This window comes from Mesorhizobium sp. A623 (assembly GCF_054489405.1).
This window is the reverse complement of sequence record NZ_JBTMXB010000046.1, coordinates 1-26,365: the sequence shown is the minus strand read 5'-3', so window position 1 is coordinate 26,365 and position 26,365 is coordinate 1. Positions and strand designations below refer to the sequence as shown.

28 protein-coding genes are annotated in these 26,365 nt (G+C 62.0%); 20 read left to right on the top strand and 8 right to left on the bottom strand.

Annotated features, from left to right (window positions below; genetic code table 11):
• A partial coding sequence (locus ACX3P1_RS25270; protein WP_459082325.1) for an integrase core domain-containing protein occupies nt 1–158 on the top strand: 158 nt, incomplete at its 5' end.
• A 493-nt stretch (nt 159–651) separates the two neighbouring features.
• Here the strand turns inward: ACX3P1_RS25270 and ACX3P1_RS25265 are convergent.
• Entirely contained in the window at nt 652–1,755 is a 1,104-nt protein-coding gene (locus tag ACX3P1_RS25265; RefSeq protein WP_459082321.1) for an ROK family transcriptional regulator, read from the bottom strand.
• 53 nt (nt 1,756–1,808) lie between these two features.
• Entirely contained in the window at nt 1,809–2,474 is a 666-nt protein-coding gene (locus tag ACX3P1_RS25260) for an SGNH/GDSL hydrolase family protein (RefSeq protein WP_459082324.1), read from the bottom strand.
• Between the two features lie 381 nt (nt 2,475–2,855).
• Here ACX3P1_RS25260 and ACX3P1_RS25255 point away from each other — a divergent pair, with 381 nt between their 5' ends.
• The 5 genes from ACX3P1_RS25255 (at nt 2,856) to ACX3P1_RS25235 (ending at nt 8,143) form a co-directional block, all read left to right on the top strand.
• Complete coding sequence (locus ACX3P1_RS25255) at nt 2,856–3,926, top strand: substrate-binding domain-containing protein (protein ID WP_459082320.1); 1,071 nt, start codon at nt 2,856–2,858, stop codon at nt 3,924–3,926.
• 80 nt (nt 3,927–4,006) lie between these two features.
• Nucleotides 4,007–5,533 (top strand): sugar ABC transporter ATP-binding protein, encoded by a 1,527-nt coding sequence (locus ACX3P1_RS25250; RefSeq protein ID WP_459082319.1) that lies wholly within the window; start codon nt 4,007–4,009, stop codon nt 5,531–5,533.
• The gene (locus tag ACX3P1_RS25245; RefSeq protein WP_459082318.1) at nt 5,530–6,492 is read left to right on the top strand and encodes an ABC transporter permease; all 963 of its coding nucleotides are present in this window, start codon (nt 5,530–5,532) and stop codon (nt 6,490–6,492) included. The genes ACX3P1_RS25250 and ACX3P1_RS25245 overlap by 4 nt, the downstream gene beginning before the upstream one ends.
• Entirely contained in the window at nt 6,493–7,446 is a 954-nt protein-coding gene (locus ACX3P1_RS25240) for an ABC transporter permease (RefSeq protein ID WP_459082317.1), read from the top strand. It begins immediately after the preceding gene.
• 25 nt (nt 7,447–7,471) lie between these two features.
• Nucleotides 7,472–8,143 carry a GDSL-type esterase/lipase family protein gene (locus ACX3P1_RS25235; RefSeq protein ID WP_459082316.1) on the top strand — a complete coding sequence of 224 codons (672 nt, stop codon included), beginning with the start codon at nt 7,472–7,474 and terminating at the stop codon, nt 8,141–8,143.
• A gap of 30 nt (nt 8,144–8,173) precedes the next feature.
• On the opposite strand, the gene ACX3P1_RS25230 is transcribed toward ACX3P1_RS25235, so the two are convergent.
• Nucleotides 8,174–9,064, bottom strand: a complete 891-nt coding sequence (locus tag ACX3P1_RS25230; protein WP_459082315.1) for an alpha/beta fold hydrolase — start codon at nt 9,062–9,064, stop codon at nt 8,174–8,176.
• Nucleotides 9,065–9,102: 38 nt separating this feature from the next.
• Nucleotides 9,103–11,121 carry a lytic transglycosylase domain-containing protein gene (locus ACX3P1_RS25225; protein ID WP_459082314.1) on the bottom strand — a complete coding sequence of 673 codons (2,019 nt, stop codon included), beginning with the start codon at nt 11,119–11,121 and terminating at the stop codon, nt 9,103–9,105.
• 243 nt (nt 11,122–11,364) lie between these two features.
• Between ACX3P1_RS25225 and dapA the strand changes: the two genes are divergently transcribed.
• Complete coding sequence (dapA, locus tag ACX3P1_RS25220; RefSeq protein WP_459082313.1) at nt 11,365–12,246, top strand: 4-hydroxy-tetrahydrodipicolinate synthase; 882 nt, start codon at nt 11,365–11,367, stop codon at nt 12,244–12,246.
• 25 nt (nt 12,247–12,271) lie between these two features.
• Nucleotides 12,272–12,751, top strand: a complete 480-nt coding sequence (gene smpB, locus ACX3P1_RS25215; protein WP_459082312.1) for an SsrA-binding protein SmpB — start codon at nt 12,272–12,274, stop codon at nt 12,749–12,751.
• Nucleotides 12,752–12,873: 122 nt separating this feature from the next.
• Here smpB and ACX3P1_RS25210 read toward each other — a convergent pair whose 3' ends face one another.
• From ACX3P1_RS25210 to ACX3P1_RS25195, 4 genes are read right to left on the bottom strand one after another with little or no spacing between them, the layout of a single operon-like run.
• Nucleotides 12,874–13,134: a BrnA antitoxin family protein gene (locus ACX3P1_RS25210; RefSeq protein WP_459082311.1), complete on the bottom strand. Its 261-nt coding sequence runs from the start codon at nt 13,132–13,134 to the stop codon at nt 12,874–12,876.
• Entirely contained in the window at nt 13,118–13,420 is a 303-nt protein-coding gene (locus tag ACX3P1_RS25205) for a BrnT family toxin (RefSeq protein ID WP_459082310.1), read from the bottom strand. Before ACX3P1_RS25205 ends, ACX3P1_RS25210 begins: the two co-directional genes overlap by 17 nt.
• Before the next feature lie 36 nt (nt 13,421–13,456).
• Nucleotides 13,457–14,107: a uracil-DNA glycosylase gene (locus tag ACX3P1_RS25200; protein ID WP_459082323.1), complete on the bottom strand. Its 651-nt coding sequence runs from the start codon at nt 14,105–14,107 to the stop codon at nt 13,457–13,459.
• Nucleotides 14,108–14,118: 11 nt separating this feature from the next.
• On the bottom strand, nt 14,119–14,700 hold the full coding sequence (locus tag ACX3P1_RS25195) for a LabA-like NYN domain-containing protein (RefSeq protein WP_459082309.1): 582 nt from the start codon (nt 14,698–14,700) through the stop codon (nt 14,119–14,121).
• A 268-nt stretch (nt 14,701–14,968) separates the two neighbouring features.
• Here ACX3P1_RS25195 and rpoZ point away from each other — a divergent pair, with 268 nt between their 5' ends.
• The 12 genes from rpoZ (at nt 14,969) to ACX3P1_RS25135 (ending at nt 26,288) form a co-directional block, all read left to right on the top strand.
• A complete protein-coding gene (gene rpoZ / locus ACX3P1_RS25190) occupies nt 14,969–15,361 on the top strand; it encodes a DNA-directed RNA polymerase subunit omega (protein WP_459082308.1) in 393 nt (130 codons plus the stop codon).
• Nucleotides 15,362–15,471: 110 nt separating this feature from the next.
• Nucleotides 15,472–17,718, top strand: a complete 2,247-nt coding sequence (locus ACX3P1_RS25185) for a RelA/SpoT family protein (RefSeq protein WP_459082307.1) — start codon at nt 15,472–15,474, stop codon at nt 17,716–17,718.
• 53 nt (nt 17,719–17,771) lie between these two features.
• The gene (gene pyrE, locus ACX3P1_RS25180) at nt 17,772–18,350 is read left to right on the top strand and encodes an orotate phosphoribosyltransferase (RefSeq protein WP_459082306.1); all 579 of its coding nucleotides are present in this window, start codon (nt 17,772–17,774) and stop codon (nt 18,348–18,350) included.
• A 38-nt stretch (nt 18,351–18,388) separates the two neighbouring features.
• Complete coding sequence (locus ACX3P1_RS25175; RefSeq protein WP_459082305.1) at nt 18,389–18,991, top strand: DUF2062 domain-containing protein; 603 nt, start codon at nt 18,389–18,391, stop codon at nt 18,989–18,991.
• Nucleotides 18,988–19,401, top strand: coding sequence for a holo-ACP synthase (acpS, locus tag ACX3P1_RS25170; protein ID WP_459082304.1), 414 nt, complete (start codon nt 18,988–18,990; stop codon nt 19,399–19,401). The genes ACX3P1_RS25175 and acpS overlap by 4 nt, the downstream gene beginning before the upstream one ends.
• A gap of 78 nt (nt 19,402–19,479) precedes the next feature.
• Complete coding sequence (gene lepB / locus ACX3P1_RS25165; RefSeq protein ID WP_459082303.1) at nt 19,480–20,229, top strand: signal peptidase I; 750 nt, start codon at nt 19,480–19,482, stop codon at nt 20,227–20,229.
• A complete protein-coding gene (rnc, locus tag ACX3P1_RS25160) occupies nt 20,229–20,942 on the top strand; it encodes a ribonuclease III (protein WP_459082322.1) in 714 nt (237 codons plus the stop codon). Before lepB ends, rnc begins: the two co-directional genes overlap by 1 nt.
• On the top strand, nt 20,943–21,875 hold the full coding sequence (era, locus tag ACX3P1_RS25155) for a GTPase Era (RefSeq protein ID WP_459082302.1): 933 nt from the start codon (nt 20,943–20,945) through the stop codon (nt 21,873–21,875).
• An 81-nt stretch (nt 21,876–21,956) separates the two neighbouring features.
• A complete protein-coding gene (locus ACX3P1_RS25150) occupies nt 21,957–22,568 on the top strand; it encodes a carboxymuconolactone decarboxylase family protein (protein ID WP_459082301.1) in 612 nt (203 codons plus the stop codon).
• A gap of 61 nt (nt 22,569–22,629) precedes the next feature.
• Entirely contained in the window at nt 22,630–23,388 is a 759-nt protein-coding gene (recO, locus tag ACX3P1_RS25145) for a DNA repair protein RecO (protein WP_459082300.1), read from the top strand.
• Nucleotides 23,385–23,522, top strand: coding sequence for a hypothetical protein (locus tag ACX3P1_RS25140; protein ID WP_459082299.1), 138 nt, complete (start codon nt 23,385–23,387; stop codon nt 23,520–23,522). The genes recO and ACX3P1_RS25140 overlap by 4 nt, the downstream gene beginning before the upstream one ends.
• Before the next feature lie 21 nt (nt 23,523–23,543).
• Complete coding sequence (locus ACX3P1_RS25135) at nt 23,544–26,288, top strand: DUF2339 domain-containing protein (RefSeq protein ID WP_459082298.1); 2,745 nt, start codon at nt 23,544–23,546, stop codon at nt 26,286–26,288.
• Nucleotides 26,289–26,365 lie beyond the last annotated feature (77 nt).

Below are 26,365 nucleotides of genomic sequence, written 5' to 3'. Positions count from 1 at the left end.
CAAGCCTCACCGAGGCCCGAACTCAGATCACTGCATGGAAGGAGGATTACAACCGACAAAGACCGCACTCATCGCTGAAGCTACGTCAGGTAGCCAACTGCTTCCGGCCGCGAAGTCCAGGAACGACAAGGCAGCGAGCGGCAAGACGAAAAAGTTGAGCATCCAATTGTCCGCTAGCGTCGAGTTGCGAGCGGGATCAGCCCGCATGCGACGGTCGTTTCAAGACACAGTGTCGAGTAACGATACGTCATACGGCTGAGGAAATATGCACCCCCTTAGGAAGGAAGCCCTTCTATATACTTTGGGCGTACCGGCTCCGGTTTTACAAAATCAGTAGTGTTTCGACGGACTTGAGAAGGAAACCACCCACATCAGAACTATGCTGATGTGTGTCTACATCGAGCCGAGATACGGTAAAGGCACCGCGAGCATCGGCAACCAGCCGGAGGCGATGGGCGATTACCCGGACTCGACGGATTGCGCGGCCTAGCCATCCTCCTGGTCATGATGTTCCTTACTGTCCTTGGATTTCCGTTCCAGGAGTCGTCTCGATCGACTGGCAAGTTCGTGGGCTGAAGGCTGTGACGGAACAAGCGGCGATCACCGGCCGCGCGAGAGAAACCCATTGCTTCCCGCGCGCAGCGCAATCCCTCATTGCACCACGAAGCGCGAGTTGAAGGGCAGGCTGGCGGCGCCCACGGCCTTGGGGGATCGCTCGATATTGCCGGCGATCGCCGTGATGCCGGGGAGGGCACGTTCCAGTTGGCGGCAGATCACCTTGCAGACCGATTGCGGCGCATAGGACGACAGCACCACGGTCTTCACGGGAACGAACTGCAACAGGGAACTCGCCGACAGCTTCATCTGGGCAACCAGCTCATTGCACCATGCGATTTCGGCATTGCCATAGGATGGCCAGCTTGATCCGCGCTCCCATAATTCGCCCGTCTCGGCACCCGTTTTCCTGACTTCCTCTTCAAGGCGCAATATTCCGACATCGAAGCTCACCGCGGCGCTGGTACTGTAAATCTGGTGATTGAGCACCAGCCGGCTGTGCAGGCGCGCTCCGAGATAGAAGAAAAGGTAATCGGAGAGATTCTTGGCCACGCCGAACATGCTCTCGCCGCCGGTCGCGGCCGTGATGTCGTTCTGTACATAAACCGGATAGCCGATCTCCTTCTCGATCTCGTCTTGCAATGCCTCGAAACGCTCGCGCTCTACCTTTGGCGTCAGTTCCAGTTCAGCCTCATCGCCGGGCAATGCGAGGCCGATGCCGGCGATGCGCGAATGGAGTTCTTCCGGCAGTTGGGCGATGGCGTTGGCGACCGCGCGCATGAACTGGGGATGATTGCTGTCGTGGGTCGGTGACGGCAGCGGAAGAACGGTGCGAAACCGCAGCGCGCCGACGAAGTCCACCAGAACGACTTCCACCTGCCGGTGCCCGACACTGATCCCGACCGAATAGGCGCCCTCGGGGTTGAGCGAAATCGGCACAGTTGGCGGCCCTACGCGACCGCGCTGCGCTTCGCCTTTCGCAATCAGGCCTTCCTGTTCCAGCGAACGTACGATCACGGAAACCGTCTGCGCCGACAGGCCCGTCCGCTCGCCGATCTCGAGGCGCGTTATATCCTGGCTCTGCAGGAGCAGCGACAGGACGAGCCGTTCATTGTAGCTTCGCACGCTGACGGCGTTGAGCCCGCTGGCGCGATCGGCGATGCGAAGTGGATTGGGCGGAGCGAACCGCATATCAGGCATAATAGGTCCTCGTCGCGCTCATCGCCGCTCGATTCAGCGGGTCAAGCCCGTTTTCAATGCTTGGCCGGGCTCTCATCGCGCCAACCGATCGCTTCGACTTCCCTGGCAAGGGCGTTGCCCAGGGCCGCGTGCGCTTCCCCGTTTATGTGGAAGCCGTCGCGCGGGTCGCAACTCACCACCGAGCCCGCGTCGAAGAAGTGCACTTCCAGGGAGTCGGCAATGATCTCGAACTCCAGCGCCAGCTGCCGCGATTTTTCCTGCGCCCCCGCGAACACCGACTTCCATTCCTTGATGTCTTTGAGCATGGGCGGTGGAGACACGATCATGATTTCCGGCACTGTTTCTCTCGGCCCCGGCTTCAACTCCTTGATGTCGTGGACGAGGCAGCCGATGCCCATCGCGACTTCGGAAGCCGGCTGGTTGAACCGAACCTTGAGGTCGTTGGTGCCAAGCATCACGATCACCAGATCGAGCACGGCATGGCTTTGCAGGCAGGGACGAAGGTAGGTGCGCCCATTCTTGTGCGCTCCCTCGATAGGATCGTCCCGCACGGTCGTGCGGCCACTGAGGCCTTCCTCGATGACGTGCCAACGCGTGCTTCCGAGATGCTGCGCCATCACGCCAGGCCAGCGCTCGGACGGGCCATATCGATCAAGGGGTGTTCCCCCCGGAATCTGCCCATGCGTATTGGAGTCGCCGTAGCACAGCACAGTTCGCATGCTCCTCCCCGATTCAGACATGCCTTGACGGTCGATAGGAGACATCTTTCGCCTCCCGTTTCCGCCGCAGCCTGACATTGGCGCAAACAATAATACAAGGCAAAAAGATAATCCATCACTCTGAATAATTATTGACAGGCCGATTAAACGGTGCTTGAAAAAGTGCCGGAGGAGACGTTTCAGGCCCTTTTTCAGATCCGCTACGCCTCGCGCCAGCTTGGCGTTGCACGTATCGTCGTTGCTGACAGCAATGGGCTTCGAACAGACAGATGCATTGCCGCAATGTTCGGCAGGTGTTGACGCTTGGCTTTGCCAGGCGCCAAGAGCGACACGCCGTGGCCTTAGCCGCGGGGTTTTGGAGAGCGAAGGGAGGATGGCTCAATGAGAAATATTACCAAGGTATTTGTAGCAGCAGTACTAGCCACCAGCATGTTGTGTGCTCCGTCATTTGCCGATGAGGTGGTCTTGCTCGATGGTGTCGTGGCTCGCGCCGGCGACAACCCAACCGTGCCCGCCGGGAAATACAAGAAGGATGGCCCGTGGGTCATCGGAATGAGTTATTTCGGCATCAACGCTAACACCTGGACGGTGCAGGTTGCCCATGAGGCTGAATTTGCAGCCGCCAAGGACAAGCGGATTTCCAAGTTTATTCAATTGGATGCCGGTTTCGACCAGAAGAAGCAGGTAGCCGACATTGAGGATCTGATCGCGCAGAAGGTCGATGCGATCATCGTTCAGCCTGTCACATCGACGTCGGCCGACGCCAGCATCCAGAAGGCTGTCGCGGCCGGCATTCCGGTTGTGCTTCATACCGGTCGCATCGAGACGGATGCCTACACCACCGAGATCCAGGGCGGCGCCGAGCACTTCGGCAAGGTCATGGGCGACTTTCTCGTCAAGGAATTGGGCGGCAAGGGCAATATCTGGGTGCTGCGCGGTCTGGCCGGCCACCCGGAAGACACCAACCGCTATAACGGCCTTCTGCAGGCGTTGAAGGGGACGGATGTCAAGATCGCCGCCGAGGATCATGGCGACTGGCAGTACGACAAGGGCAAGAAGGTTTGCGAGACGCTTTATCTCAGCAATCCGCAGGTGGACGGCATCTGGTCGTCCGGAGCCGACATGGCGCGTGCCTGCGTCGATGTGTTCAAGCAGTTCGGTGCAAAAATCCCGCCGATCACCGGGGAGGGCAACAATGGCTTCTTCGGCCTGTGGATTTCGGAGGGCCTGAAGTCGATCGCGCCTGAATACGGTCCGACCCAAGGCGCTGCGGGCATTCGCGCGGCCGTCACCTTGCTCGAGGGCAAGGAGATGAAGAAGCACTACGACTACAATCCCGATGGCTGGGACCTGGAGAAAGCGAAGAAGTATTATCGCGAGGATCTCTCCGACGCCGTCTGGTGGCCCTCGGAACTTTCCGAGGAAAAGCTCAAGGAATACTACGGCAAGTGACAGCGCTTCACGGGCGCCCCGCCTTGGTGGCGGCGCCCGTGGGTACTTGATCGCTGTTTCCAGGAACGGATGCCGTGGTAATGGAAAACCTCGTCGAAATGTCGAACATCGACAAGGTGTTCGCCGGAACTGCCGCCCTCAAGGGTGTGTCGATCGTGCTGAAGCCAGGCTCGGTGCATGCTCTCATGGGAGAAAACGGCGCCGGAAAATCGACGCTGATGAAGATTCTCGCGGGGGTTCAGCGGCCCGACAGCGGCAGGATTCTGTGCGCCGGCCGGGAGGTCAGCTTCGCGACGCCGAAGGATGCGCTGGCCGCCGGAATTTCGACCGTCTTTCAAGAACTCTCCCTCCTGTCCAATCTGACAATAGGCGAGAATATGTTCCTTGGGCGGGAACCGACAACATTGCTCGGGCGCGTCGACTACGCGAAAATGAATCGCGAGGCGGGCAGGGCGCTGGCGGATCTCGGGCTGAAGCTTGATCCCGACACGCTCGTCTCGGAACTCAGCATCGCCGAACGGCAGTTCGTCGAAATTGCGCACGGCATTATGGCGGAAGCCAGTGTTTTCATCCTGGACGAGCCCACGGCCGCGTTGAACGCGGCCGACGTCGAAGTACTCAACCGCCATATCCGGCGCCTGAAGGACGAAGGCAAGGCGGTCGTCTACATCTCGCACCGAATGGACGAGATTTTCGCCATTTGCGACACGGTCACCGTGCTCAAGGATGGAGAGCTTGTCGGAACCAGGCCGCTCTCGGAAATGACGCCAGCGTCCTTGATCGCCATGATGGTGGGACGCCAGCTGTCCGACCTGTTCCCCAAGCGTGGCGAAGCACCTGGTGAGGTGGTCCTGCAGGCCGACGACTTCCGCATTGATGCGCGCTCCAGGCCTTTCAATCTTACCTTGCACCGTGGCGAGATTGTCGGGCTCGCCGGCCTGGAAGGGCAGGGTCAGCAACGGTTTCTTCGCTCTTTGATCGGCCAGTTCACGCCGGCTTTCGGACGGGTGAAGATCAAGGACAGGCCGCTCGCCGTCCCTGTCTCGATCGACGGGGGCGTCCGGCGGCTGCAATCGATGGGTGTCGGCTTCGTTCCCGAGGACCGCAAGGATGACGGTCTTTTCATCGGCCTCTCCATCGCACACAACATCGTGGCGGCCCTTCATGCTTCGCACGCAGAACTGAGCGTTGCCGGGCAATATGGTGAAACGATCGCCTCCACGATGAGCGACCTGCGGATAAAGGCGCGCAGCCCAGCCGTGGAAGTTGGAGCGCTATCGGGCGGCAACCAGCAGAAGGTCCTGCTGGGGCGCTATCTCGCGGCGAAGATGGACATCCTCCTGATCGAGGAACCTACACGCGGCGTCGATATCGGAGCGAAGTCCGAAATCTATCGGCTTTTGCGCAGTTTCACGGACAAGGGTGGCGCCGTCCTCGTGCTCTCGCGCGAAACGCTGGAACTCATCGGTATGTGCGACAGGATCTGCGTCATGCACGACAACACCATCGTCGCGGAAATGCCGGCCGCCGAGGCGACCGAGCACAACATCCTGGACGCCGCGCTCAGCACCGTTGGAGGAAATCGGATAACGGTGCAGGGCGCATGATGGCGCGCGCAAAACGCCTTTTCGGCACGACGGGATCGCGGCAAGGCCTTTGGGTGCTCCCGCTGTTGATCGCCTTGGCAATCGTCTTATGGCTGACTTCCCAGACGTCGCAGTTCATGAATCAGGAAAACCTGCTTAACCTGGTGTCGCAGGCGATGCCCCTGGTCATCACCGCGATCGGGCAGTTGTTCGTGATCCTTATCGGTGGGCTCGATCTTTCCGTGGGTTCGGTCATCAGCTTCACCACGGCGGTGCTGGCGCTTGGAGGACCGGTCTATCTGCTCGTCCCGGCGGTCTTCCTTCTTGCTGCATTGATCGGCCTGACCAACGGCTTCATCATCACGCGTCTCAACGTCCACCCGATCATTGCCACGTTGGCGATGCAGTACATTGTGCTGGGGGTAACGCGCGTCCTGCGGCCGGTGTCGGGTGGCAACGTGCCGGACCTCGTCATCCAATCCGTCAACGGTTCGGTATTCGGCGTTCCATTCCCCGTAATCTGGGGCGTTATTGTCGTCGCGGTCGCCTGGAAGTGCCTCTACGGTTCACGGTTCGGCCTGCACCTTTTCGCCATAGGCGGCGGCGTGGCGTCGGGCACGCAAGACGCCGCGCGCAATTTCGGCATCGCCGACAAGCGCAACATCATCCTCGCCTACATGATCTGCTCCTGCTTTGCCGCACTGGCTGGGATCTTTCTGGCTGGCCGCATCGTGTCGGGCGATCCGAATGTCGGCCTGCTTTTCGAACTGGACGCAATCACGGCCGTGGCCATAGGCGGCACGCAGCTTTCCGGCGGTATCGGCAGCCTGCATGGCACCGTCATCGGCGCGCTCATCATGGCGCTGCTGGCCAACGGCATGAACCTGACCAACGTCTCGCCCTTCGTGCAGACAGCCATCAAGGGCGGCATCCTGCTGCTGGTCGTCTCCCTGCAGTCGCGTAAGAAGATGGGGTTGTAAGTGCCTGCTTTGCTCGCAAGTCCCGCTCTACGCAGCCTGCTGAAGATACCGCCGGCCTACTATGTCTTCCTGCTGCTCCTGGCGATCCTGTTCATCGCCAGGCCGCAACTGATGAACCTCAACGTCATGGGCATATTCATGCGCCAGGTAGTGCCGTTGGGCATACTCGTCCTCGGCCAACTCCTGGTCATGCGGGTCGGGAGCATCGACCTCGCCGGTGGCGGCGTCATCCTGTTCATCAACTACGTCATCTCTTCGCGGATGTTTCCGGACGCGTCGGTGTTCTTTTTCATTGGCCTGGCGCTGCTCATCGGCCTTGCAATCGGCCTCTTCAACGGCGTGATGGTCGGCCGGCGGCGCGTCTCGGCGGTCATCGTTACGCTCGCCGTCAGCATCGTGCTCGTCGGGTTCGTTCAATATCTTTCGAGCGGCAAGCCTCCCGGTGACGTGCCGAAAATGTTCACCGAAATCTACAATACAAGGCTCGGCGTCATCCCGACCCCGGTTATCTTCTGGGCGGCGCTCACGGTCATCCTGTCTGTATTTCTGTCCATTACGATATTCGGCCGCCATATCGCGTCGGTGGGCGAGAATGTTCAGGCCGCACATTTCTCCGGCGTTCCGGTCGTGCGCACCGTGGTGCTGGCACACACGCTGGCGGGCCTGTTTGCCGCGATCGCGGCGCTGGTTCAGACGGCGTCCATCGCCGTCGGCAGCGTCCGCGTCGGCCTCGACCTGCCGATCCTTTCGGTTGCCGCCACCATCCTGGGCGGCGTTGTATTCGGGCGAGGCGAGGGCGGTGTCTGGGGGCCGTTCTTCGGCGTGCTGTGCTTCGCACTTCTCTTTGTCGTGATGACGACCTTCGGTATCGGCGAGCCCGGCAAACTCATTGCACAGGGCCTGATCATACTGCTTGCCGCGATCTTCTACGGCCTGCGCACGGCCAGGTCCTGAAACAGCTATTTTTTGGAGGAGACACATGAGCCAAAAGAAATCGATCCTGTGCTTCGGCGATTCACTCACCTGGGGCTGGATTCCGGTGATCGAAGGGTCGCCGACCTATCGCTATCCATACGAACAGCGCTGGACGGGCGTGATGGCATCCCATCTCGGTGACGCTTATCATGTCGTCGAGGAAGGCCTCAGCGCACGCACCACCAGCGCTGACGATCCCAACGATCCTCGGCTGAACGGCAGTGCCTATCTGCCGGCTTCGATCGCCAGCCACCTGCCGCTCGATCTGGTTATCCTGCTGCTCGGCACCAACGACACCAAGCCATTTTTCAACCGCACGCCCTATGACATCACCTACGGGATGGCCAAACTGGTCGGGCAGGTGCTTACGGGCGGTGGCGGCATCGGGACGCCTTATCCCGCGCCGAAATGCCTTGTGGTTGCTCCCCCGCCGCTGTCGCCCATGCCGCACCCCTATTTCCAGGGCATGTTCGGCGGCGGACATGAAAAATCAGGGGAGCTTGGCAAACAGTACAGGGACATGGCGGATTTCATGAAAGTGGACTTCTTGAACGCCGGTGATTTCATTACCACGGACGGCAGCGACGGCATCCATTTTACCGTGCAGAACAATCTGGATCTCGGAAAGGCCATCGCCGACAAGGTTGCAAAAATCCTTGCAGGCGATCCGGCGTGAAAGCTGACTGAGCGGGATTGATAAAGCCGCTCAACTCGCCTTGCGTTGCGCCCGGTCGATGAAATCGGCAATCGACCGGGGCAGGGTGCCCGTTTCCAGGAAGGGCGCATGGCCCTGGCCCTCGACGGTGATCGTTTCCATGGCCGGATGATGCGCCCGCATCGCATAGAGCGTTTCCGGCGAAAGCAGGCTCGAATTGCTGCCGCGCAACGTGAGCATCGGTATGGGCGCAAGCACATCGAATTGCGGCCATAGCGTCGGCAACGGTTTGGAAAAGTCGATATCGGCCAGCGTTTCGGTCAGTTTAGGGTCGAAGTCCGGCAGCCAGCCTGTGTCCGTTTCCCGGTATAATGCCCGAACCATGCGCTCCCAGTCGGCATCGGGCAGCCCCGGAAAGGCCACACCATGCACGGCGCGCTGCGCCTCGACGGCCTGCCCGAAGCTTTTGGGCTTGGGCGCGCGCTCCAGATAGGAACCGATATGGGCGAGGCCCGCTGCCTCGATCGCCGGCCCGATGTCGTTGAGCACGATCGCCTTCAGCGCCGCCGGCCGCATCGCTCCCAGCACATGAAGGATCAGCCCGCCGCGCGAAGTGCCGATAAAGGCTGCTGCTTCGATGCCAAGCGCGTCCATCCCGGTCAGCACGTCGCCGGCTTCGACGAGCACATTGTAGTTCTTGACGTCGAGATCGTAGGCCGATTGTCCGCGTCCGCGATAGTCGAAGGCAACCACCCGGCGCGGCGCGCTCTCATGCGTCGACAGATAGACCGCCAGCTCGTGAAAATCCCGTGCATTGCGGGTCAGGCCGGGAAGGCAGACCACGGGCCAAAGCGCCGGATCCGGTTCGCCATAGAGGCGGGCGTGGAGTTCAAGCCCGTCGGCTGCTGCGTAGAAGAAGTCGGAGAAGCCTCGATCCGCCATGCTCGCCCCTGTCGAAAGCCCGGCTGACAAGAGTGCCGTCATTGGCTGCGCCCGTTCACCAGATCGCCGACAATGTCGTATTTTCCGGTAAGGCGCATCTTGTAAACCTCGTAATTCTCTAAAACGCGCTGCACATAGCTTCGCGTCTCGGTATAGGGAATGCGCTCGATCCAGTCGACGACGGTGTCGATGTCCTTGCCGCGCGGATCGCCATAGCGCGCTACCCATTGAGCGGCGCGGGCGGGGCCTGCATTGTAGCCGGCGAAGGTCAGCACATAGGAGCCGTCGAAGCGGTCCAACTGCTGGCCCAGAAAGGCAGCGCCCAGCGTCGCGTTGTAGCCGGCGTCGGTGGTCAGGCGCGCTTGCGAAAACGGCATGCCGGCCTTCTTCGCCAGTTGCATGGCGGTGCCAGGCATGAGTTGCAAGAGCCCAAGCGCGCCCGCGCCCGAAACCGCGCCGACATTGAATTCGCTTTCCTGGCGCGCGATGGCATAGGCAAGCGCCTTGCCCGAGCCGGAGATATCGGCGGAATCGGGAATGACGCCAATCGGATGCGACAGCGCACCGACATCGATGCCGCGCCCCGCCGCGATCTTGGCAACCCTCAGCGCGAGGAAGTCGCTGCCCTGTTGTTTTGCCATTCCAGCCAGCAGCGCCAGTTCGCCGGGGCTCTCGATTTGCCCGGCGAGATCGCGGTAAAGCGCGCTTGCAAAGCGCCCGTAACCCGCCTCCTGCAGGCGCAAAATGGCGCGGACCGCCTCGCGGTCGAAAAATGCCGTGCGCTCGGCGGCGGACGGTTCGGGATAGGCGATGGTAAGCGTCTGGCGGCCGATGCGTTCGCCGGCAAGCTGGCCGTAGAAGGTCGTGCCATAGGCCGACGCCTTGGCGAAATAGTCTTTCGCGCTGCCGGGTCCGCCTTGCTCGGCGGCGCGGCCCAGCCAGTAATAGGCGCGCGACAGCGAGATCGGGCCGTCCGCCAATTGGGCGATCCGGGAAAAATGCCGGGCGGCACGCTGCGGATCGTTCAGACCGCGCAGCGCATACCAGCCGGCATGGAATTCGGCATCGGCAGCACTTGCCGCACTTTCGGCGGCGTGCGCCGCGACGATCGCATAGGCCGTCTTCATGTCGCCCTGGTCGACCAGTTCGCGCGACAGGACGCGGCGTTCCACCCACCAGGCATCGGGGTCCACCAACGCTGCCCGGTCGGTCGGCGCCTGCATCACCACGGCAGCGGCGTCGCTATATTTCTTCTGCTTGCGCAGGTATTCGGCCTCGGCGAAGAAATAGCCGGCCGAACGCCGGTCGGGCGGTACGGCCTTCAGCAGGTCGGGTGCGGTCTTGTCGCCGCGGATCGCGGCGGCCCAGGCATCGGCCAATGGCTGTGCCCCGGCAAACGCTGCTACGCGCAGTCCCGAATTGACCCGGTCGGCATAAAACATCCGCTCCATGCGGAAACGGTGGTCGGCTGTCGGGATAATCGCGCCGAACTCCGTGAGGATCGCCGCTTCGTCCTTGGCCTCCAGTTTTTCCGTTCGCCAGAAGGGCGACAGAACGGTCTGCGCCGCCTTGACGTTCCCCTGCGCCACATAGGCGCGGGCAAGCAGCACCACGCCTTCGAAGGTTTGCGGCTGTACGCCGCCGAATGCCTGCACGACGGTTTGCGCGTCGGGGTTCTCGCGGTAGAGCGCAAGTTCGCCGTTCCTGCGCAGCGCCGACAGGTCCGGCCAATCCGGCAGCATCCTGGCGGTGGCGGCGATGTCGCTGCTCGGCACCTTGTCGCCGCCATAGAGCGCGATCGTCCAGGCCAGGACATGCCGGTCGAGCGAATTTTCGGGCAGTGCGTCGCGTATTGCGCGCGCGCCGTCGATGTCGTGCGCGGCCAGCGCATCCAGCCCGGTCTTGAGTTGGCTGACGGAATTGGCGTCACGATCGAGGCTCGGCATGGGGATCGCAAACGTCGGTTGCGTGTCGATGCCGGCGTCAAGCACCGCGCCTGGAAACAGGGCGATGATAAGGCCTAGAATGGTTGCTCGATATGGCCGTTTCACGGTCATTTGTGGGGTCGTTCCTGCTCCGGCATGTCCTTTAGATAGGCGCTTCCTGTCGCAAGCCTAATCGCCGGTTGTGAAAGGCTGGTGAATCAAATGTAAACGCAACGCAGCACAGGCATTTGACCGCCATGTGTTTGTTGCCCCGTAACGTTGTCGAGACTATGGTGCGCCGCCTTGCTTTGGGTTAGAAGCCGGGCAACATCCAGAAAGGCAATGAAACCCGAGGGTTTCAAGGAGTTTGACGAAATGCTGAGAGGCTCGCTTACCGCGCTCGTGACACCGTTCGATCATAGCGGTCGTTTCGACGAGAAAGCCTTTCGTGCATTCGCCGAATGGCAGATCGCGGAAGGCACGACGGGTCTGGTGCCGGTCGGCACCACCGGCGAGTCGCCGACGCTGTCTCATGACGAACATCGGCAGGTGGTGAAGGCCTGCGTCGAGGTCGCGAAGGGGCGAGTTCCCGTCGTTGCCGGCGCCGGCTCCAACAACACGCAGGAAGCGGTCGGGCTGGTAAAATATGCCGAAAGCGTCGGCGCGGATGCCGTGCTGGTGGTGACGCCCTATTACAACAAGCCGACCCAGAACGGCATTTATGCGCATTTCGCCGCCGTGGCCGGCGCGACGAGCCTGCCGATCATCATCTACAACATCCCGCCGCGCTCGGTCATCGACATGACGCCCGAGACGATGGGCAGGCTGGCGCATGATTTCCCCAACATCGTTGGCGTCAAGGATGCGACCGGCAAGGTCGAGCGCGTCTCGGAACAGCGCGCAACCTGCGGCAAGGACTTCATCCAGCTGTCGGGCGAGGATGCTTCGGCGCTGGGTTTCAACGCGCATGGCGGGGTAGGGTGCATTTCGGTGACGGCCAATGTCGCGCCGCGCCTGTGCGCCGAATTCCAGGCGGCGACCTTGGCAAACGATAAGGAAAAGGCTCTGGACTTGCAGGATCGGCTGTTGCCGCTGCACAAGGCGATCTTCATGGAACCGGGCGTTTCGGGCGCGAAATATGCGCTTTCCCGGCTGGGCAAGATCGAGAACGTGGTGCGCTCGCCGCTGATGGTCGTTGAAGCCGAGACGGCTGCAAAGCTTGACGCGGCGATGAAGCACGCCGGCTTGATTAATTGAGGGTGAGGGCCCACCTCTTTCCATCATGAACCAGGTCAGAAAATCCGATCCCAACAGCAAGGTCGCCGCGGAAAACCGCAAGGCGCGCTTCAACTATGAGGTACTCGACACGCTCGAGACCGGCTTGGTGCTGAGCGGCACCGAGGTCAAGTCGCTGCGCGGCGGTCACGCCAACATCCAGGATTCCTACGCCTCCGTCGAGGGCGGCGAGATCTGGCTGATCAATTCCTATCTGCCGGAATATCTGCAGGCCAACCGCTTCAACCACGAACCGCGCCGCCGCCGGAAACTGCTGGTGTCGAAACGCGAAATGGCGCGCCTTTCGCACAGCATCGAGCGCGATGGCATGACGCTGGTGCCGCTAAAGCTCTATTTCAACGAGCGGGGCAGGGCCAAACTGCTGCTGGCGGTAGCGCGCGGCAAGAAACTGCACGACAAGCGCGAAACCGAAAAACAGCGCGACTGGAACCGCGAAAAGGGCCGGCTGATGAAAGAGCGCGGGTAGGGGAATAGGGCAATAAGGCAGTAGGGCAATATGTCGGCTCAGGCTGGAAATTCGCCTGCAATCTTATTGACACGGCCAACGCCTATTGATGCTCTGCCCTACTGCCCTACTGCCCTACTGCCCTACTGCACTTTCTCCGCCAGCCAGGCCTTGATCAACGACTGGTAGGGCACGTCGCGCTTGTTGGCGGCGATCTTGATCTGCTCCAGCAGGGAAATCGGTAGCCGCAGCGAGATCGAGGTCGTTGATGGCTTGAGATTGGGCATGCGCACTTTCTGCGCCTTGCTCCAATCGACAAGGTCGGCCGAATCCGTCGCCTCCCAGAAACGCCGCTCTTCGGCTTCATCCACGAAGGCGGGAAGTGGTTTATCGTGCTTGCCCATAGATGGCTCGCTCCTTTCGGTGCATGTCTCGTGCGGAGATGACCCGGATCAGCCGCAAATTCTGCCGAAGCGTGAAGGTGATGTGCAGTAAACGCCCGGCTTCACTGTGCCCCAGCGCATGAAGCCGTGTTTCGACTGTACTATGGTGTTCATCCGCGACCACCAGAAGCGGCTCGTTAAAGAAAACCTGTTCGGCCTCCGGTTGTCCGACACCATGCTTCTCGACGTTCTTTCGGCTGTTGCCGGCGTCCCAGTCAAAGCCTTCGATCCGGTTCCAGTCGATCATTGTGCGTATATTACCATGATATACGCGGTCGGTCCATCACTGGTCGAGGAACGTCTTTATCGCGCTAAAAACATTCACGAACATCTCCGTCGTCAGCACGCCCGTATTGGTGTTGTAGCGCGAGCAGTGGTAGCTGGAAAACAGCGTCAGATCGCCGATAGCGCTTTGCCCGCCATGCTTGAACGGATGCGCGGCGACCCTTCCGCCCAGCGCACGCACGGTCGATTGATGGGCGATGGTGCCGAGCGTCAAGACGGCTTCGAGGTTCCTGAAGCGGGCGATGGTCGGGATCAGGAAGGTGCGGCAGGTGGCGATTTCCGCGCCGACCGGCTTGTTTTCCGGCGGCACGCAGCGCACCGCGTTGACGATGGCCGTGCCGACCAGTTCGAGACTGTCATCTGGCCTAGCCTCGAATTTTCCGCGCGCAAGCCCATGTGAAATCAGCGTCGAGTAAAGCAGATCGCCGGCATAATCGCCGGTGAAGGGCCGTCCGGTGCGGTTGGCGCCGCGCAGGCCAGGCGCCAGGCCGACGATCAACAGGCGCACCGCATCCTCGCCTGCGGGCGGCAGGAAGGCGGGCACCGGGCCATTGAACCAGGAAGGTTCACGCTGGCGCCACAAGGCGATGAAGTTATGCAGGCGCGGGCATAGCGGGCAGTCGTGACCCGGTTCCGGCGAGGCGGTCATGCCGGCCACGCTCAATAGTCTTCCTCTTCGCCGGCGGCAGGTTCCGGCCGCCGCACGGGGCGTTCCGTGGGATCACGCCCGATTTCGGCCTTTAAGGACACGAGGTCGATGAAATGGTCGGCTTGTCGGCGCAGATCGTCGGAGATCATCGGCGGCTGCGAGGCCATGGTGGACACCACCGAAACCTTGGCCCCCTGGCGCTGCAACGCTTCCACCAGCGTGCGGAAATCGCCGTCGCCGGAGAAGATGACATAGTGATCGACCTTGCTGACGAGTTCGAGCGCATCAACCGCCAGCTCGATGTCCATATTGCCCTTGATCTTCCGCCGTCCGGCCGAATCGGTGAATTCCTTGGCCGGTTTGGTGACGACCTTGAAGCCGTTATAGTCGAGCCAGTCGATAAGCGGGCGGATCGAGGAGTATTCCTGATCTTCCACCAGCGCTGTGTAGTAATAGGCACGTAGCAGGTAGCCGCGCTTCTGGAAGCTCGACAGAAGCTTGCGGTAGTCTATGTCGAAGCCGAGTGCGCGTGAAGTGGCGTATAAATTGGCCCCGTCGATGAAAAGAGCGATCTTTTCGCGGGCGTCGAACATGGAAATATCCCTTTTATGCAATAGCGGCAAATATGCGGTACAGGTGGTATCGGTAAATTCCGACCTACCTGTCATTTGAAGAAATAGCGGCGGCTTTGTGGCTTTCCAGACCGCTTCATGGATATGCAAGCGATTGTGATGGAAACGCTGCGTGGTGGGGAGCATGTGTGTGCCGGCGTGCCCATGCCGGCGTGCTTGTGTTTTATCGGCATTCGGGTTATGGACCGCGCCTGTTTTCCGTCACATCCATTGTATGAAAGGGGCATTCATGGCCCGCGTAACCGTTGAAGACTGCATTGACAAAGTCAACAACCGCTTCGAGCTGGTGCTTCTCGCCGGCCACCGCGCCCGCCAGATCAGCCAGGGCGCGCCGATCACGGTCGATCGCGACAACGACAAGAACCCCGTCGTGGCGCTACGCGAGATCGCCGACGAAATGCTGTCGCCCGACGACCTGAAGGAAGACCTGATCCACTCGCTGCAGAAGCATGTCGAGGTTGACGAGCCCGAGGCGGATGGCGAGGCGCTTGCCGATCAGGTGACCGCGGCCGCCGATTCCGACGACGTCGAAGAGAACATCACCTTCGACCGCATGACCGAGGAAGACCTGCTGGCCGGCATCGAAGGTCTTGTCGCGCCCGAGAAAAGCGACGATTTCTGACCGATTGAGCGACATCCGGCACTTTCGCACGGAAACGTTCATCGCTATTTATGACATGCGCTGCATATGCTTGTGGCGCATGTTTCATTTTAGCCCGTGAGAAGCCGCCCATGATGCGTCAATATGAGCTTGTCGAGCGCGTCCAGCGCTACAAGCCCGACGTCAACGAGGCGCTGCTCAACAAGGCCTACGTCTATGCCATGCAAAAGCATGGCTTCCAGAAGCGCGCTTCCGGCGACCCCTATTTCTCTCATCCGCTCGAAGTCGCCGCCATCCTCACCGACATGCATATGGACGAGGCGACCATCGCGGTTGCCCTGTTGCACGACACGATCGAGGACACCACCGCCACCCGCGCCGAGATCGACGAGTTGTTCGGCCCTGAAATGGGCAAACTGGTCGAGGGGCTGACCAAGCTGAAGAAACTCGACCTCGTGTCGAAGAAGGCCGAGCAGGCGGAAAACCTGCGCAAGCTCCTGCTGGCGATTTCGGAAGACGTGCGCGTGTTGCTGGTCAAGCTGGCCGACCGCCTGCACAACATGCGCACGCTGCATCACGTGCCCGAAGCCAAGCGCCTGCGCATCTCCGAGGAGACGATGGAGATCTATGCGCCGCTGGCCGGCCGCATGGGCATGCAGGGCATGCGCGAGGAACTCGAGGAACTGGCGTTCCGCTATATCAATCCGGAAGCCTACCGCATGGTGACGGGGCGTCTGGCCGAATTTTTTGAGCGCAACAAGCATGTGCTGGGCGAGATCGAGCACGCCTTGTCGGCTCTTTTCGAAAAAGATGCCATCGACGCGGAAGTGAAAAGCCGCCAGAAGAAGCCATGGTCGGTGTTTCGCAAGATGGAGGCCAAGGCGCTTTCTTTCGAGCAACTGTCCGATATTTTCGGCTTTCGCGTCGTCGTCGGCAGCGTCGAGGATTGCTACCGCGCGCTGTGCGCCATCCACACCACATGGTCGATGGTTCCGGGACGCTTCAAGGACTACATCTCGACGCCCAAGCAGAACGATTATCGCTCGATCCACACCACCATTGTCGGGCCGTCGCGCCAGCGCGTCGAATTGCAGATACGCACCCGCGAGATGAACCAGATCGCCGAATATGGCGTCGCGGCGCATTCCGTCTACAAGGACTTCGGTTCGAAGGAGGGGGGCGGCAAGGCAAATGGCGCTGCGGCCAATACCATCTCCAAGGACACCAATGCCTATGCCTGGCTGCGCCGCACCATCGAGCAGCTTGCCGAAGGCGACAATCCGGAGGATTTCCTCGAAAACACAAGGCTGGAACTGTTCCAGGACCAGGTGTTCTGCTTCACGCCGAAGGGCATGCTGATCGCGCTGCCGCGCGGGGCGACGCCCATCGACTTCGCCTATGCCGTCCACACCGATGTCGGCGACACCTGCGTCGGCACCAAGATCAACGGCCGGGTCATGCCGCTGATGACGGAATTGAAGAATGGCGACGAGGTCGAGATCATCCGCTCCAAGGCGCAGGTGCCGCCCGCCGCGTGGGAATCGATCGTCGTCACCGGCAAGGCGCGCTCGGCCATCCGCCGCGCCACCAAGAACGCGATCCGCAAGCAATATTCGGGGCTTGGCGCGCGTATTCTGGAGCGCACCTTCCAGCGCGCCGGCAAGACCTACACCAAGGAAAGCCTGAAGCCGGTCCTGCACCGACTGGCGCGCAAGGACATCGAGGATGTGCTGGCGTCGGTCGGGCGGGGCGAACTGGCCTCGAGCGACGTGATGAAGGCGGTCTTTCCCGATTACCAGGACGAGCGCGTCACGCAGGTGCAGCCCAAGCAGCGCGAGGAGGGCTGGTCGCGCATCCGCAATGCCGCCGGCATGCTGTTCCAGATTCCCGGCCGCGCGGCGCGGCGCGAAAAGGGCCAGGCCAAGGACGGCGCCTTGCCGATCCGTGGCGTGCACAGCGATTTGCCGGTGCATTTCGCGCCCGAAGGCGCGGTTCCAGGCGACCGTATCGTCGGCATCGTCCAGCCGGGTTCCGGCATCACCATCTATCCGATCCAGTCGCCGTCGCTGACCGCCTTCGACGACCAGACGGAACGCTGGATCGACGTGCGCTGGGACATCGACGAGAACAACAAGGAGCGATTTCCGGCGCGCGTTTCGGTCACCGCCATCAATGCGCCGGGTTCTCTTGCTGATATAGCGCAGGTGGTTGCCTCCAACGACGCCAACATCCATACGCTTTCGATGATACGCACGGCGCCGGATTTCACCGAGATGCTGATCGATCTCGAAGTATGGGATCTGAAACATCTGAATCGGCTGCTGTCGCAGCTCAAGGATAATTCGAGCGTCAGCGATGCGCGGCGGGTGAACGGGTAGGGGTTTGGGTGATTACTCATCTGAATTGGCGCCCGACGACGCAAGGGAAAATTATGCAAACTGAAGAAGTCCTCGACGTTTTCCGCTCTGCCGGAGCCGTGCTGGAAGGGCATTTCATCTTGACTTCCGGCCTGCGAAGCCCGGTCTTCCTGCAAAAGGCGCGCGTGTTCATGCATGCCGACAAGACCGAGCGCCTGTGCCGGGCGCTGGCGGCGAAGATTCGCGAAAACGTGCAGGGCGAAATTGATTATGTGGTCGGTCCGGCCATTGGCGGCCTGATCCCCGCCTATGAGACCTCGCGCCATCTCGGCGTGCCGGCGATCTGGGTCGAACGCGAGCAGGGCGTGTTCCGGCTGCGCCGCTTCGACATCGAGAAGGGCGCGCGCGTCGTCATCGTGGAAGACATCGTCACCACCGGCCTGTCGATCCGCGAGACGATCGACTGCCTGCGGCAGCTTGGCGCGGAGGTAGCCGCCGCCGCCTGCATCATCGACCGTTCGGCCGGCAAGTCCGATGTCGGCGTTCCGCTGATCGCATTGGCCGAATACGAGGTTCCGGCCTATCCGGCAGACAATTTGCCGCCGGAACTGGCGGCCATTCCGGCCGTAAAGCCCGGCAGCCGTAATATTTGATGTTGTTAGGATCGAAGTTGAGGCGGTAAAGTCGGCGGATGTTATTCAAACGAAGAAGAGCGGAGAGCACTTGGGGGCGGTTTCGCGTATGGCTGTGGCCGCGCCGTTCCTTTTCGCGCTCCCTGCAGTACTTTTCCAAACGCATCCTGCGCCTGAGAGCAACGCCGCATGCCGTCGCCGCCGGCGTCGCTGCCGGCGTATTCGCTTCTTTTTTTCCGCTTGGCCTGCATTTCGTCGTCGCAGCCCTGGTTTGCTGGCTGATTGCCGGCAATCTGGTCGCGGCCTTGCTGGGGGCGGCGGTCGGCGGAAATCCGCTGACGGTGCCGCTTTTGTGGGGCGCTTCGTGGGAGACGGGAAAGCTCATATTGCATCGGCATATAAGCTCCGACGGTGCGCCGGCGCATCTGGGCGCCATGCTGCACGACATGAGCTTTCATCAATTGTGGGGACCTGTGCTGAAGCCGTTGACCGTCGGCGCTGTTCCGCTCGGCATCCTGTCCGGCCTTGTCTTCTACGGCATCACCCGTTGGGCAATGGCGGCATTCCGCGAGCAGCGCCGCAAGCGCACGGCCGATCGCGCGGCCTTGCGGCACGAAGATTCGCCCATGGCCGGTGGCGGCGCCGGATCCCCCGCCGAATGATCGTCGGCATTGGCAGCGACCTGATCGACATCCGCCGCATCGAGAAATCGCTGGAGCGCTATGGCGAGCGCTTTGTTCAGCGCATCTATACGGAGGTCGAGCAGGCGCGCTCGGAAGGGCGGCGTGCGCGGGCAGCGTCTTACGCCAAGCGCTTTGCCGCCAAGGAGGCGTGCGCCAAGGCGCTCGGCACTGGCATTGCGCAGGGCGTGTTCTGGCGCGACATGGGCGTCGTCAACCTGCCCAGCGGCAAGCCGACGATGGCGCTTTCCGGAGGGGCTGCGGTCCAGCTTGCAACGCTCTTGCCGCCCGGACACCGCGCCGTGATCCACCTCACCATCACCGACGATTTCCCGTTGGCTCAAGCGTTTGTGATCGTCGAGGCGGTTTTGGCCGAATTACCGCCCCAATAGTGGTCTCCGGCTGGCCCTGCGGACGTTGCCCCGCGGCCACCAAGCCCCTATACAACCAACGCATAAATCGAGGACTATATGAGCGTGGCTGAAAAATCCCAGAAGAAGACCGGCGGGCTAGGCGAGACCGTCAGCGTTATCGTGCAGGCGCTGCTGCTGGCGCTGGTCATCCGCACGATTTTCTTCCAGCCGTTCTCTATACCCTCCGGTTCGATGCGGCCGACGCTACTGGAGGGCGATTATCTGTTCGTCACCAAATGGTCCTATGGCTATTCGCGCTATTCGATGCCGTTCTCGCCGGACATCTTCTCCGGCCGCATCTGGGGATCGGAGCCGGCGCGCGGCGACGTGGCTGTGTTCAAATTCCCGCCGAACCCGTCGATCGACTACATCAAGCGCGTCATCGGCCTGCCCGGCGACAAGATTCAGGTGAAGGACGGACAGCTTTTCATCAACGGCGTTGGCGTGCCGCGCGAAAAAGTCGGGCAGATCGACAATCCCGACATTACCGAAGTCAGCCGGCCCGTCGATGTCTATCGCGAGACGCTGCCGAACGGCGTTTCCTATGATACGCTGGACCTTACGCAGAATGGCCTCGGCGACAATACGCGCGAATTCGACGTACCGGCCGATCATTACTTCATGATGGGCGACAACCGCGACAATTCCAGCGACAGCCGCTTTTCGGTCGGTTTCGTTCCCTCGGAAAACCTTGTCGGCCGCGCCAATATCATCTTCTTCTCGATTGCCGGCGGCTACAGCCCGCTCGAGATCTGGAAATGGCCGTCCGAGATGCGGGCTTCGCGCCTGTTCCAATTTATCCGCTGATGGGCCTGAACCGGCCCACGGGTGAAGCACTGGCTAAGGCTCTCGCGGCAAAGACGGGCCACGCCTTCAAGGATTTGCGCCTGCTTGAAACGGCGCTTACCCACTCCAGCGCGGTCAAGGCGGTGGCCAACAACGAGCGCCTGGAGTTCCTGGGCGACCGTGTGCTTGGGCTGATCGTTGCCGACATGCTGTTTCGCCGCTTTCCCGACGCGCGCGAAGGAGAGATCGCACCGCGCTTCAACGCGCTGGTCGACGCACGGAGTTGTGCCGCGATCGGGACGGAACTCGATCTGGCGGATTTCGTGCGCGCCGACGCTTCCCTCAAGGCGCGCATGCGCGGCTCTGGCGGAAACTACCTGGCGGACGCGGTCGAGGCGCTGATCGCGGCGATCTATATCGACGGCGGCATCGACGCGGCGCGGGCTTTCGTGCTGCGCTACTGGGAACCGCGCCTGAGCATGGTCGTGACCAAGCCCGTCAACCCGAAATCCGAATTGCAGGAATGGCTGGCCAGGGACAGCGATGCCCGGCCCGACTATACAATAGAAAAGCGCGAAGGCCCCGATCACCAGCCGGTCTTCACCGTCTCGGTGGCGGTGCCCGGCTTTGCGCCCTCGCAGGGCACCGGCGGCTCGCGCCGGGTTGCCGAAGAAGCGGCGGCCACCGCATTTCTGAGGCGCGAAGGCGTCTGGACCGACGAAGGGAATAGTTGAATGACCGCTGCCGAAGACGGCACTCCGGAAGAAGCCGCCCCCGCCACGCGGTCCGGTTTCGTGGCCTTGATCGGTGCGCCCAATGCGGGCAAGTCGACGCTGCTCAACCAGCTTGTCGGCGCAAAGGTGTCGATCGTCACGCACAAGGTGCAGACCACGCGCGCGCTGGTGCGCGGCATTGCCACGCATGACAACGCGCAGATCGTTTTTGTCGACACGCCGGGCATCTTCAAGCCCAAGCGCCGGCTGGACACGGCCATGGTCACCACCGCCTGGGGCGGCGCCAAGGACGCCGATGTCATCCTGGTGCTGATCGATGCCGAGCGCGGCATTCGCGGCGACGCCGACGCGATCCTCGAACGGCTGAAAGACGTGCGCCAGCCGATGGCGCTGGTGCTCAACAAGATCGACCGGGTCAAGCCCGAGGCGCTGTTTGCGCTGGCGCAGGCGGCCAACGAGCGCGTGCCGTTCAAGCGCACCTTCATGGTGTCGGCGCTGACCGGCTCCGGCTGCAAGGATCTTTTGACCTATCTGGCCGAAGCGCTGCCCGCAGGCCCCTGGTACTACCCGGAGGACCAGATTTCCGACCTGCCGATGCGCCAGCTTTCCGCCGAGATCACGCGCGAAAAGCTCTATCTGCGCCTGCATCAGGAACTGCCCTATTCCTCCCATGTCGAAACTGAAAAATGGGAAGAAAAGAAGGACGGTTCTGTCCGCATCGAGCAGGTCATCTATGTCGAGCGCGACAGCCAGAAGAAGATCGTGCTCGGCCATAAGGGCGAAACCATCCGCGCCATCGGCCAGTCGGCGCGCATGGAGATCGCCGGCATTCTCGACCAGAAGGTGCATCTGTTCCTGTTCGTGAAGGTGCGTGAGAACTGGGGCGACGACCCCGAGCGCTACCGCGAGATGGGCCTCGAATTCCCGCGCTGACGAGCGGCGCGGGATTGCGCCAGGCCATTCCGTTTCGACCGTTTTAGCGCTATGCTTGCCCCGCAGTCTGCGAGGTGAGCGATGGCCTACATCAGTACCCGGACCGATCCAGATCCCGGCTCCAAGACGTTCCAGATGTTCGAAAGGGCGCTTGCCGGCTACGGCTATCTGCCCAACATGGTCAAGGCGTTCAGCCACCGCCCCGAGGTGATGGAGGCGTGGAACGGGCTGCTTGCCAGCATAAAATCCGGCATGGACCTGCGCCGCTACGAACTCGTCACCATGGCGGCGGCCAAGGAACTGCACAGTTCCTATTGCATGCTGGCGCATGGCAGCGTGCTCTTGCACGGGCATTACACGGCATCGGAACTTCAGGCCGTCGTCGAGGGGGCGGACAATTCGCCTCTGGACGAGAAGGATCGGGCGATCATGCAGTTCGCCGCCAAGGTGGTGCGTGACGCCACGTCGATCACCCCGGCCGACGTCGATGCGTTGCGCGGGCATGGCCTGTCGGACGGCGAGATCTTCGACATCGTCGCGGCCGCCGCCGTCCGCTGCTTCTTCAGCAAGACGCTCGACGCGCTGGGCGTGCTACCCGACAGCACCTATCACGAAATCGAGCCGAAGCTGAAGCGTGCGCTTGTCGTCGGCCGGGATATCGATACCGGCTACGATAGGGCGCTATCCGGCTGAAACTGGCGGCACAGGGGTTCCCGTTGTTGATTTCGCCGCCGAAGCGGTGAAAGGTCGCCCGATGGAGTGGCGCGACGAGGGAATCATTCTGGGAACCCGCAAGCATGGCGAAACCAGCGCCATTCTGGAGGTGATGACGCGCGCGCATGGCCGGCATCTGGGCATCGTGCGCGGCGGGCGCTCGCGCAAGCAGCAGCCTGTCTTGCAGCCGGGCAACCATGTCGACCTGTTGTGGCGCGCGCGTCTCGACGAGCATCTCGGCACGTTTCAGGCCGAACCCATCGAAATGAACGCCGCGCGCCTGATGGACAGCGCCATCGCCGTCTACGGGCTTCAATTGCTCGCCGCTCATCTGCGGCTGCTGCCCGAACGCGACGCCCATAGCGGCTTGTATGAGACGCTGGGCGTCATGATCCAGCATCTGGACGATGCCGATGCCGCCGGCGAACTGGTGGCGCGTTTCGAACTTCTGGTGCTGGACGAACTTGGTTTCGGCCTCGACCTTTCCCAGTGTGCGGCGACGGGCCGGCGTGACGATCTCGTCTATGTCTCGCCGAAATCGGGCAGGGCCGTTTCGCGCGAGGCCGGTGCGCCATGGCGCGACAAGATGCTGGCCTTGCCGGCCTTCCTGCGACGCGGTTCGGGCCTTCATGCCGACGCGGCCGCCATTGACGAGGCTTTCCACCTGACCGGGTTTTTCTTCTCCCGCCATGTCTACGAACCGCGCGGCGTCGACGAACCCGATGCCCGCGCCGGCTTTCTGGGTGCCTTGCGCAAGCACTATGCGCGGCGCGCCGTCACCGGAGAAACCGCCGCATGACTGCAATGCATCCCGGCCGCGCCTCGCCGTTCGGCGGCAAATCGCTGGCATTCGGCTCCGAAAAATGCTCGCTCTTCCAAGCAGCTAACCTGGCAGCGAATCTGGCGGCAGCGCTGACGCGCCGCTTCAACTGACGGTCTTTCGAGGGAACCGCCATGTTTGAGATCGGCTTTCTTGCGCTCATCGTTCTCTGTGTCGTCGCTGTGCGCCAGCACAAGCGGTTGAACCGCATCGATGGCGATTTGGCGGTGCTGCGCAAGAGCGTCGGCGCGAGAAGCCCGGCGGCGAAGGTGTCCACCGAAGCAAGGATCGCCTCCGGGGAAGCCGAGGGCAACGTTGCGGCTGGCGGTGTGGTTCCGACCCTGGCCGAATCACACCTGTCCGAGGACGAGGCGGATGTTGCGCCCGATACGGATGAACCCGCGCAAACAGTGCCCGGACCGTGGGCCGTGGCGCGCGATGCAGCCAAACCGGCGGAACCGGTAACCGAAACCCGGCGCAAAAATCCCGATATAGAAACGGCGCTGGGCACCCGTTGGGCGGTCTGGGTCGGCGGCGTGGCCCTGGCCTTCGGCGGCCTGTTCCTTGTCCGCTACACCATCGAATCCGGCCTGCTCGGGCCGGGCGTGCGGCTGACCCTGGCCGCCATTTTCGGGCTTGTGCTGGCCGGTGCCGGCGAATTCATCCGCCGAACCGGCTTCAAAGTGCCAATCCAGGGCGTCGCCGGCGCCTATATCCCGGCGATCCTGACGGCGGCGGGCGCGTTCACCCTGTTCGGGGCGGTCTATGCGGCGCACGGTATTTACGGTTTTGTCGGCCCGGCATTCGCTTTCTTCCTGCTGGGGCTGGTCGGCGTGGCCACCATCGCCGCCGCGCTCGTTCACGGCCAGGCGCTTGCCGGTCTTGGCCTGCTCGGCTCGCTGGCGACGCCGCTGCTCGTTGCTTCGCAATCGCCCAAGCCGTGGGCGTTGTTCGGCTATCTAGCCATCGTGCTTGCCGCAACCGCCGCCATTGCCCGCATCCGCGACTGGAAATTCCTGGCCGCGTCGGGGTTCGTCGGCACCGGCCTGTGGACGGTGCTGTACATGGTCAACGCGTCGGCCGCGAATTTCCCGGTCGTCCTGTTCATCGATGCCGTCACCTTGCTGGTCCTGTCGTTTATCTGGCTTGCCCGCCGTGACGAGGGTGTTGAACCGGCCGAAGCCATCGACTGGCCGTCGCTGGCGCCGGCTTTGTTCGTCGCCTATTCGGCCTTCATCCTGTCCGTCCATCCGGCCTATGCCGCCAATGGCGCGTGGCCGGCTGCAATCGTGATCGCAGCACTTGTGGCCACGGCCGTCTACCGGCGCGGCGCGCTGCCGCTGCTCCATGCGGCCGGAGCCGTGACCGTGCTCATCTACCTGCTGCAAATGCCGTTTGCATCGCTGTCCTTCGATTTCTCCGATCTCCACCGCACGTTGGAGGGTATTCAGCGCGTTACCGCCGAAGCACCCATGGGCCGTATCGGCGTGGTTTTATCGGCGCTCTTCCTGGCGGCCGGGTTCTGGACTTCGCGCCTTCACGCCGCCTCCGCGCCTGTCCGCGCGGCATCGTGGACGGCATGGGGCGTGGCCGTGCCGCTGGTCGTTCTGCTGTCGCTATGGACGACTTACGGCAATCTGGACCGCGACCTTTTCTACGCCGCGATCACAGCCCTGCTGGTCGTCGCCTTTGCCGCCGGCGGCGAATGGATCGCGCGCGTCGAACAGCCGCCGCTTCGGGGCGGGCCTGCGGTTTCCTTCGCGCTCAGTGGTGCCGGCATTGCCGCCCTTGTCATGCTGCACATGGCGTTCGGCTCCGGCCTGACGACGGTGTTGCTGGGTGCCTCAGCCGTGGTGCCGGCGCTGGCTACACGCTGGCGTGGCTATCCCGTTCTGGGCTGGCTTTCAGCCGGCGCGCTCGTCGCGGTGCTTTGCCGCGTCTCCTACGATACGACCATCGTCGGCGCGGAATTTCTCTCAAAAACGCCGGTCTTCAACTGGCTGCTGCTTGGCTACGGCGTCCCCTCGCTCGCCTTCGGTTTTTGCGCCTGGCAACTGGCGCGCAGCACCAATGGCCGGCCGCGCCTTGTCATGGAAGCGGGTGCTGCCTTGTTTGCGCTGCTGACGGTCGCGATGCTGGTGCGTCACTCCATGCATGGCGGCGTCATCGACGATAGCGCTGCGACGCTTGCCGAACAGGCGATCTACACGTTGATTGCGCTCGGCTTTGCCGCCATCCTGATCGGCATCGACATGCGTTCGCCGAGTTCGGTGCTGCGCTATGGTTCGCTTGGCCTTGGCGTGGTTTCGGTGCTGTTCATCGTCGGCCAGCATTTCGGGGCGCTGAACCCGCTGTTCACCGATGAGTCAACCGGCCGCATCCCGGTGTTCAACCTCCTGCTGCTCGCCTATCTGCTGCCGGCGATCGCCGCCGGTACGCTGGCGCTCTATGCGCGCGGCAAGCGGCCGAGATGGTATTCGGCGATGCTGGCGCTGGTCGCTGCCCTGCTCGTCTTCGCCTATGCCACGCTGTCGGTCAGGCGCCTGTTCAAGGGCGAGTTCATCGGCCTGTGGAACGGCCTTGGCCAATGGGAGACCTATTCCTATTCGGCGCTGTGGCTGGTCATGGGCGTGGTGCTTCTGACGCTGGGCGTCAGGCTGAAATCGCAAGTGCTGCGCATCGCTTCCGCCGCGCTGATCTCGGTCTCGGTGCTGAAGGTCTTCCTGTTCGACATGTCGGAACTGGAAGGTGTTTTGCGCGCGCTATCGTTCATCGGACTGGGCGGCGTGCTGATCGGCATCGGCCTGTTCTACCAGCGCCTGCTGACGCGCGCGGCGCGCGTCGAGAAAGCGGAGGTAGGGGAGCCGCGAACATCCTAGCTGACCTTAGACCCTAAACTTCCTCCATGTTTTGGTAGAGTCCGCCCACTTTTGGAGACGGACAATGAAGCGCAGCA

Coding starts and splice junctions, on each gene's coding strand:
- ACX3P1_RS25265 (WP_459082321.1), bottom strand. CDS start 1,755: ATGCCTGATATGCGGTTCGCTCCGCCCAATCCACTTCGCATCGCCGAT.
- ACX3P1_RS25260 (WP_459082324.1), bottom strand. CDS start 2,474: ATGCGAACTGTGCTGTGCTACGGCGACTCCAATACGCATGGGCAGATT.
- ACX3P1_RS25255 (WP_459082320.1), top strand. CDS start 2,856: ATGAGAAATATTACCAAGGTATTTGTAGCAGCAGTACTAGCCACCAGC.
- ACX3P1_RS25250 (WP_459082319.1), top strand. CDS start 4,007: ATGGAAAACCTCGTCGAAATGTCGAACATCGACAAGGTGTTCGCCGGA.
- ACX3P1_RS25245 (WP_459082318.1), top strand. CDS start 5,530: ATGATGGCGCGCGCAAAACGCCTTTTCGGCACGACGGGATCGCGGCAA.
- ACX3P1_RS25235 (WP_459082316.1), top strand. CDS start 7,472: ATGAGCCAAAAGAAATCGATCCTGTGCTTCGGCGATTCACTCACCTGG.
- ACX3P1_RS25230 (WP_459082315.1), bottom strand. CDS start 9,064: ATGGCGGATCGAGGCTTCTCCGACTTCTTCTACGCAGCAGCCGACGGG.
- ACX3P1_RS25225 (WP_459082314.1), bottom strand. CDS start 11,121: ATGACCGTGAAACGGCCATATCGAGCAACCATTCTAGGCCTTATCATC.
- dapA (WP_459082313.1), top strand. CDS start 11,365: ATGCTGAGAGGCTCGCTTACCGCGCTCGTGACACCGTTCGATCATAGC.
- smpB (WP_459082312.1), top strand. CDS start 12,272: ATGAACCAGGTCAGAAAATCCGATCCCAACAGCAAGGTCGCCGCGGAA.
- ACX3P1_RS25210 (WP_459082311.1), bottom strand. CDS start 13,134: ATGGGCAAGCACGATAAACCACTTCCCGCCTTCGTGGATGAAGCCGAA.
- ACX3P1_RS25205 (WP_459082310.1), bottom strand. CDS start 13,420: ATGATCGACTGGAACCGGATCGAAGGCTTTGACTGGGACGCCGGCAAC.
- ACX3P1_RS25200 (WP_459082323.1), bottom strand. CDS start 14,107: ATGACCGCCTCGCCGGAACCGGGTCACGACTGCCCGCTATGCCCGCGC.
- ACX3P1_RS25195 (WP_459082309.1), bottom strand. CDS start 14,700: ATGTTCGACGCCCGCGAAAAGATCGCTCTTTTCATCGACGGGGCCAAT.
- rpoZ (WP_459082308.1), top strand. CDS start 14,969: ATGGCCCGCGTAACCGTTGAAGACTGCATTGACAAAGTCAACAACCGC.
- ACX3P1_RS25185 (WP_459082307.1), top strand. CDS start 15,472: ATGATGCGTCAATATGAGCTTGTCGAGCGCGTCCAGCGCTACAAGCCC.
- pyrE (WP_459082306.1), top strand. CDS start 17,772: ATGCAAACTGAAGAAGTCCTCGACGTTTTCCGCTCTGCCGGAGCCGTG.
- ACX3P1_RS25175 (WP_459082305.1), top strand. CDS start 18,389: ATGTTATTCAAACGAAGAAGAGCGGAGAGCACTTGGGGGCGGTTTCGC.
- acpS (WP_459082304.1), top strand. CDS start 18,988: ATGATCGTCGGCATTGGCAGCGACCTGATCGACATCCGCCGCATCGAG.
- lepB (WP_459082303.1), top strand. CDS start 19,480: ATGAGCGTGGCTGAAAAATCCCAGAAGAAGACCGGCGGGCTAGGCGAG.
- rnc (WP_459082322.1), top strand. CDS start 20,229: ATGGGCCTGAACCGGCCCACGGGTGAAGCACTGGCTAAGGCTCTCGCG.
- era (WP_459082302.1), top strand. CDS start 20,943: ATGACCGCTGCCGAAGACGGCACTCCGGAAGAAGCCGCCCCCGCCACG.
- ACX3P1_RS25150 (WP_459082301.1), top strand. CDS start 21,957: ATGGCCTACATCAGTACCCGGACCGATCCAGATCCCGGCTCCAAGACG.
- recO (WP_459082300.1), top strand. CDS start 22,630: ATGGAGTGGCGCGACGAGGGAATCATTCTGGGAACCCGCAAGCATGGC.
- ACX3P1_RS25140 (WP_459082299.1), top strand. CDS start 23,385: ATGACTGCAATGCATCCCGGCCGCGCCTCGCCGTTCGGCGGCAAATCG.
- ACX3P1_RS25135 (WP_459082298.1), top strand. CDS start 23,544: ATGTTTGAGATCGGCTTTCTTGCGCTCATCGTTCTCTGTGTCGTCGCT.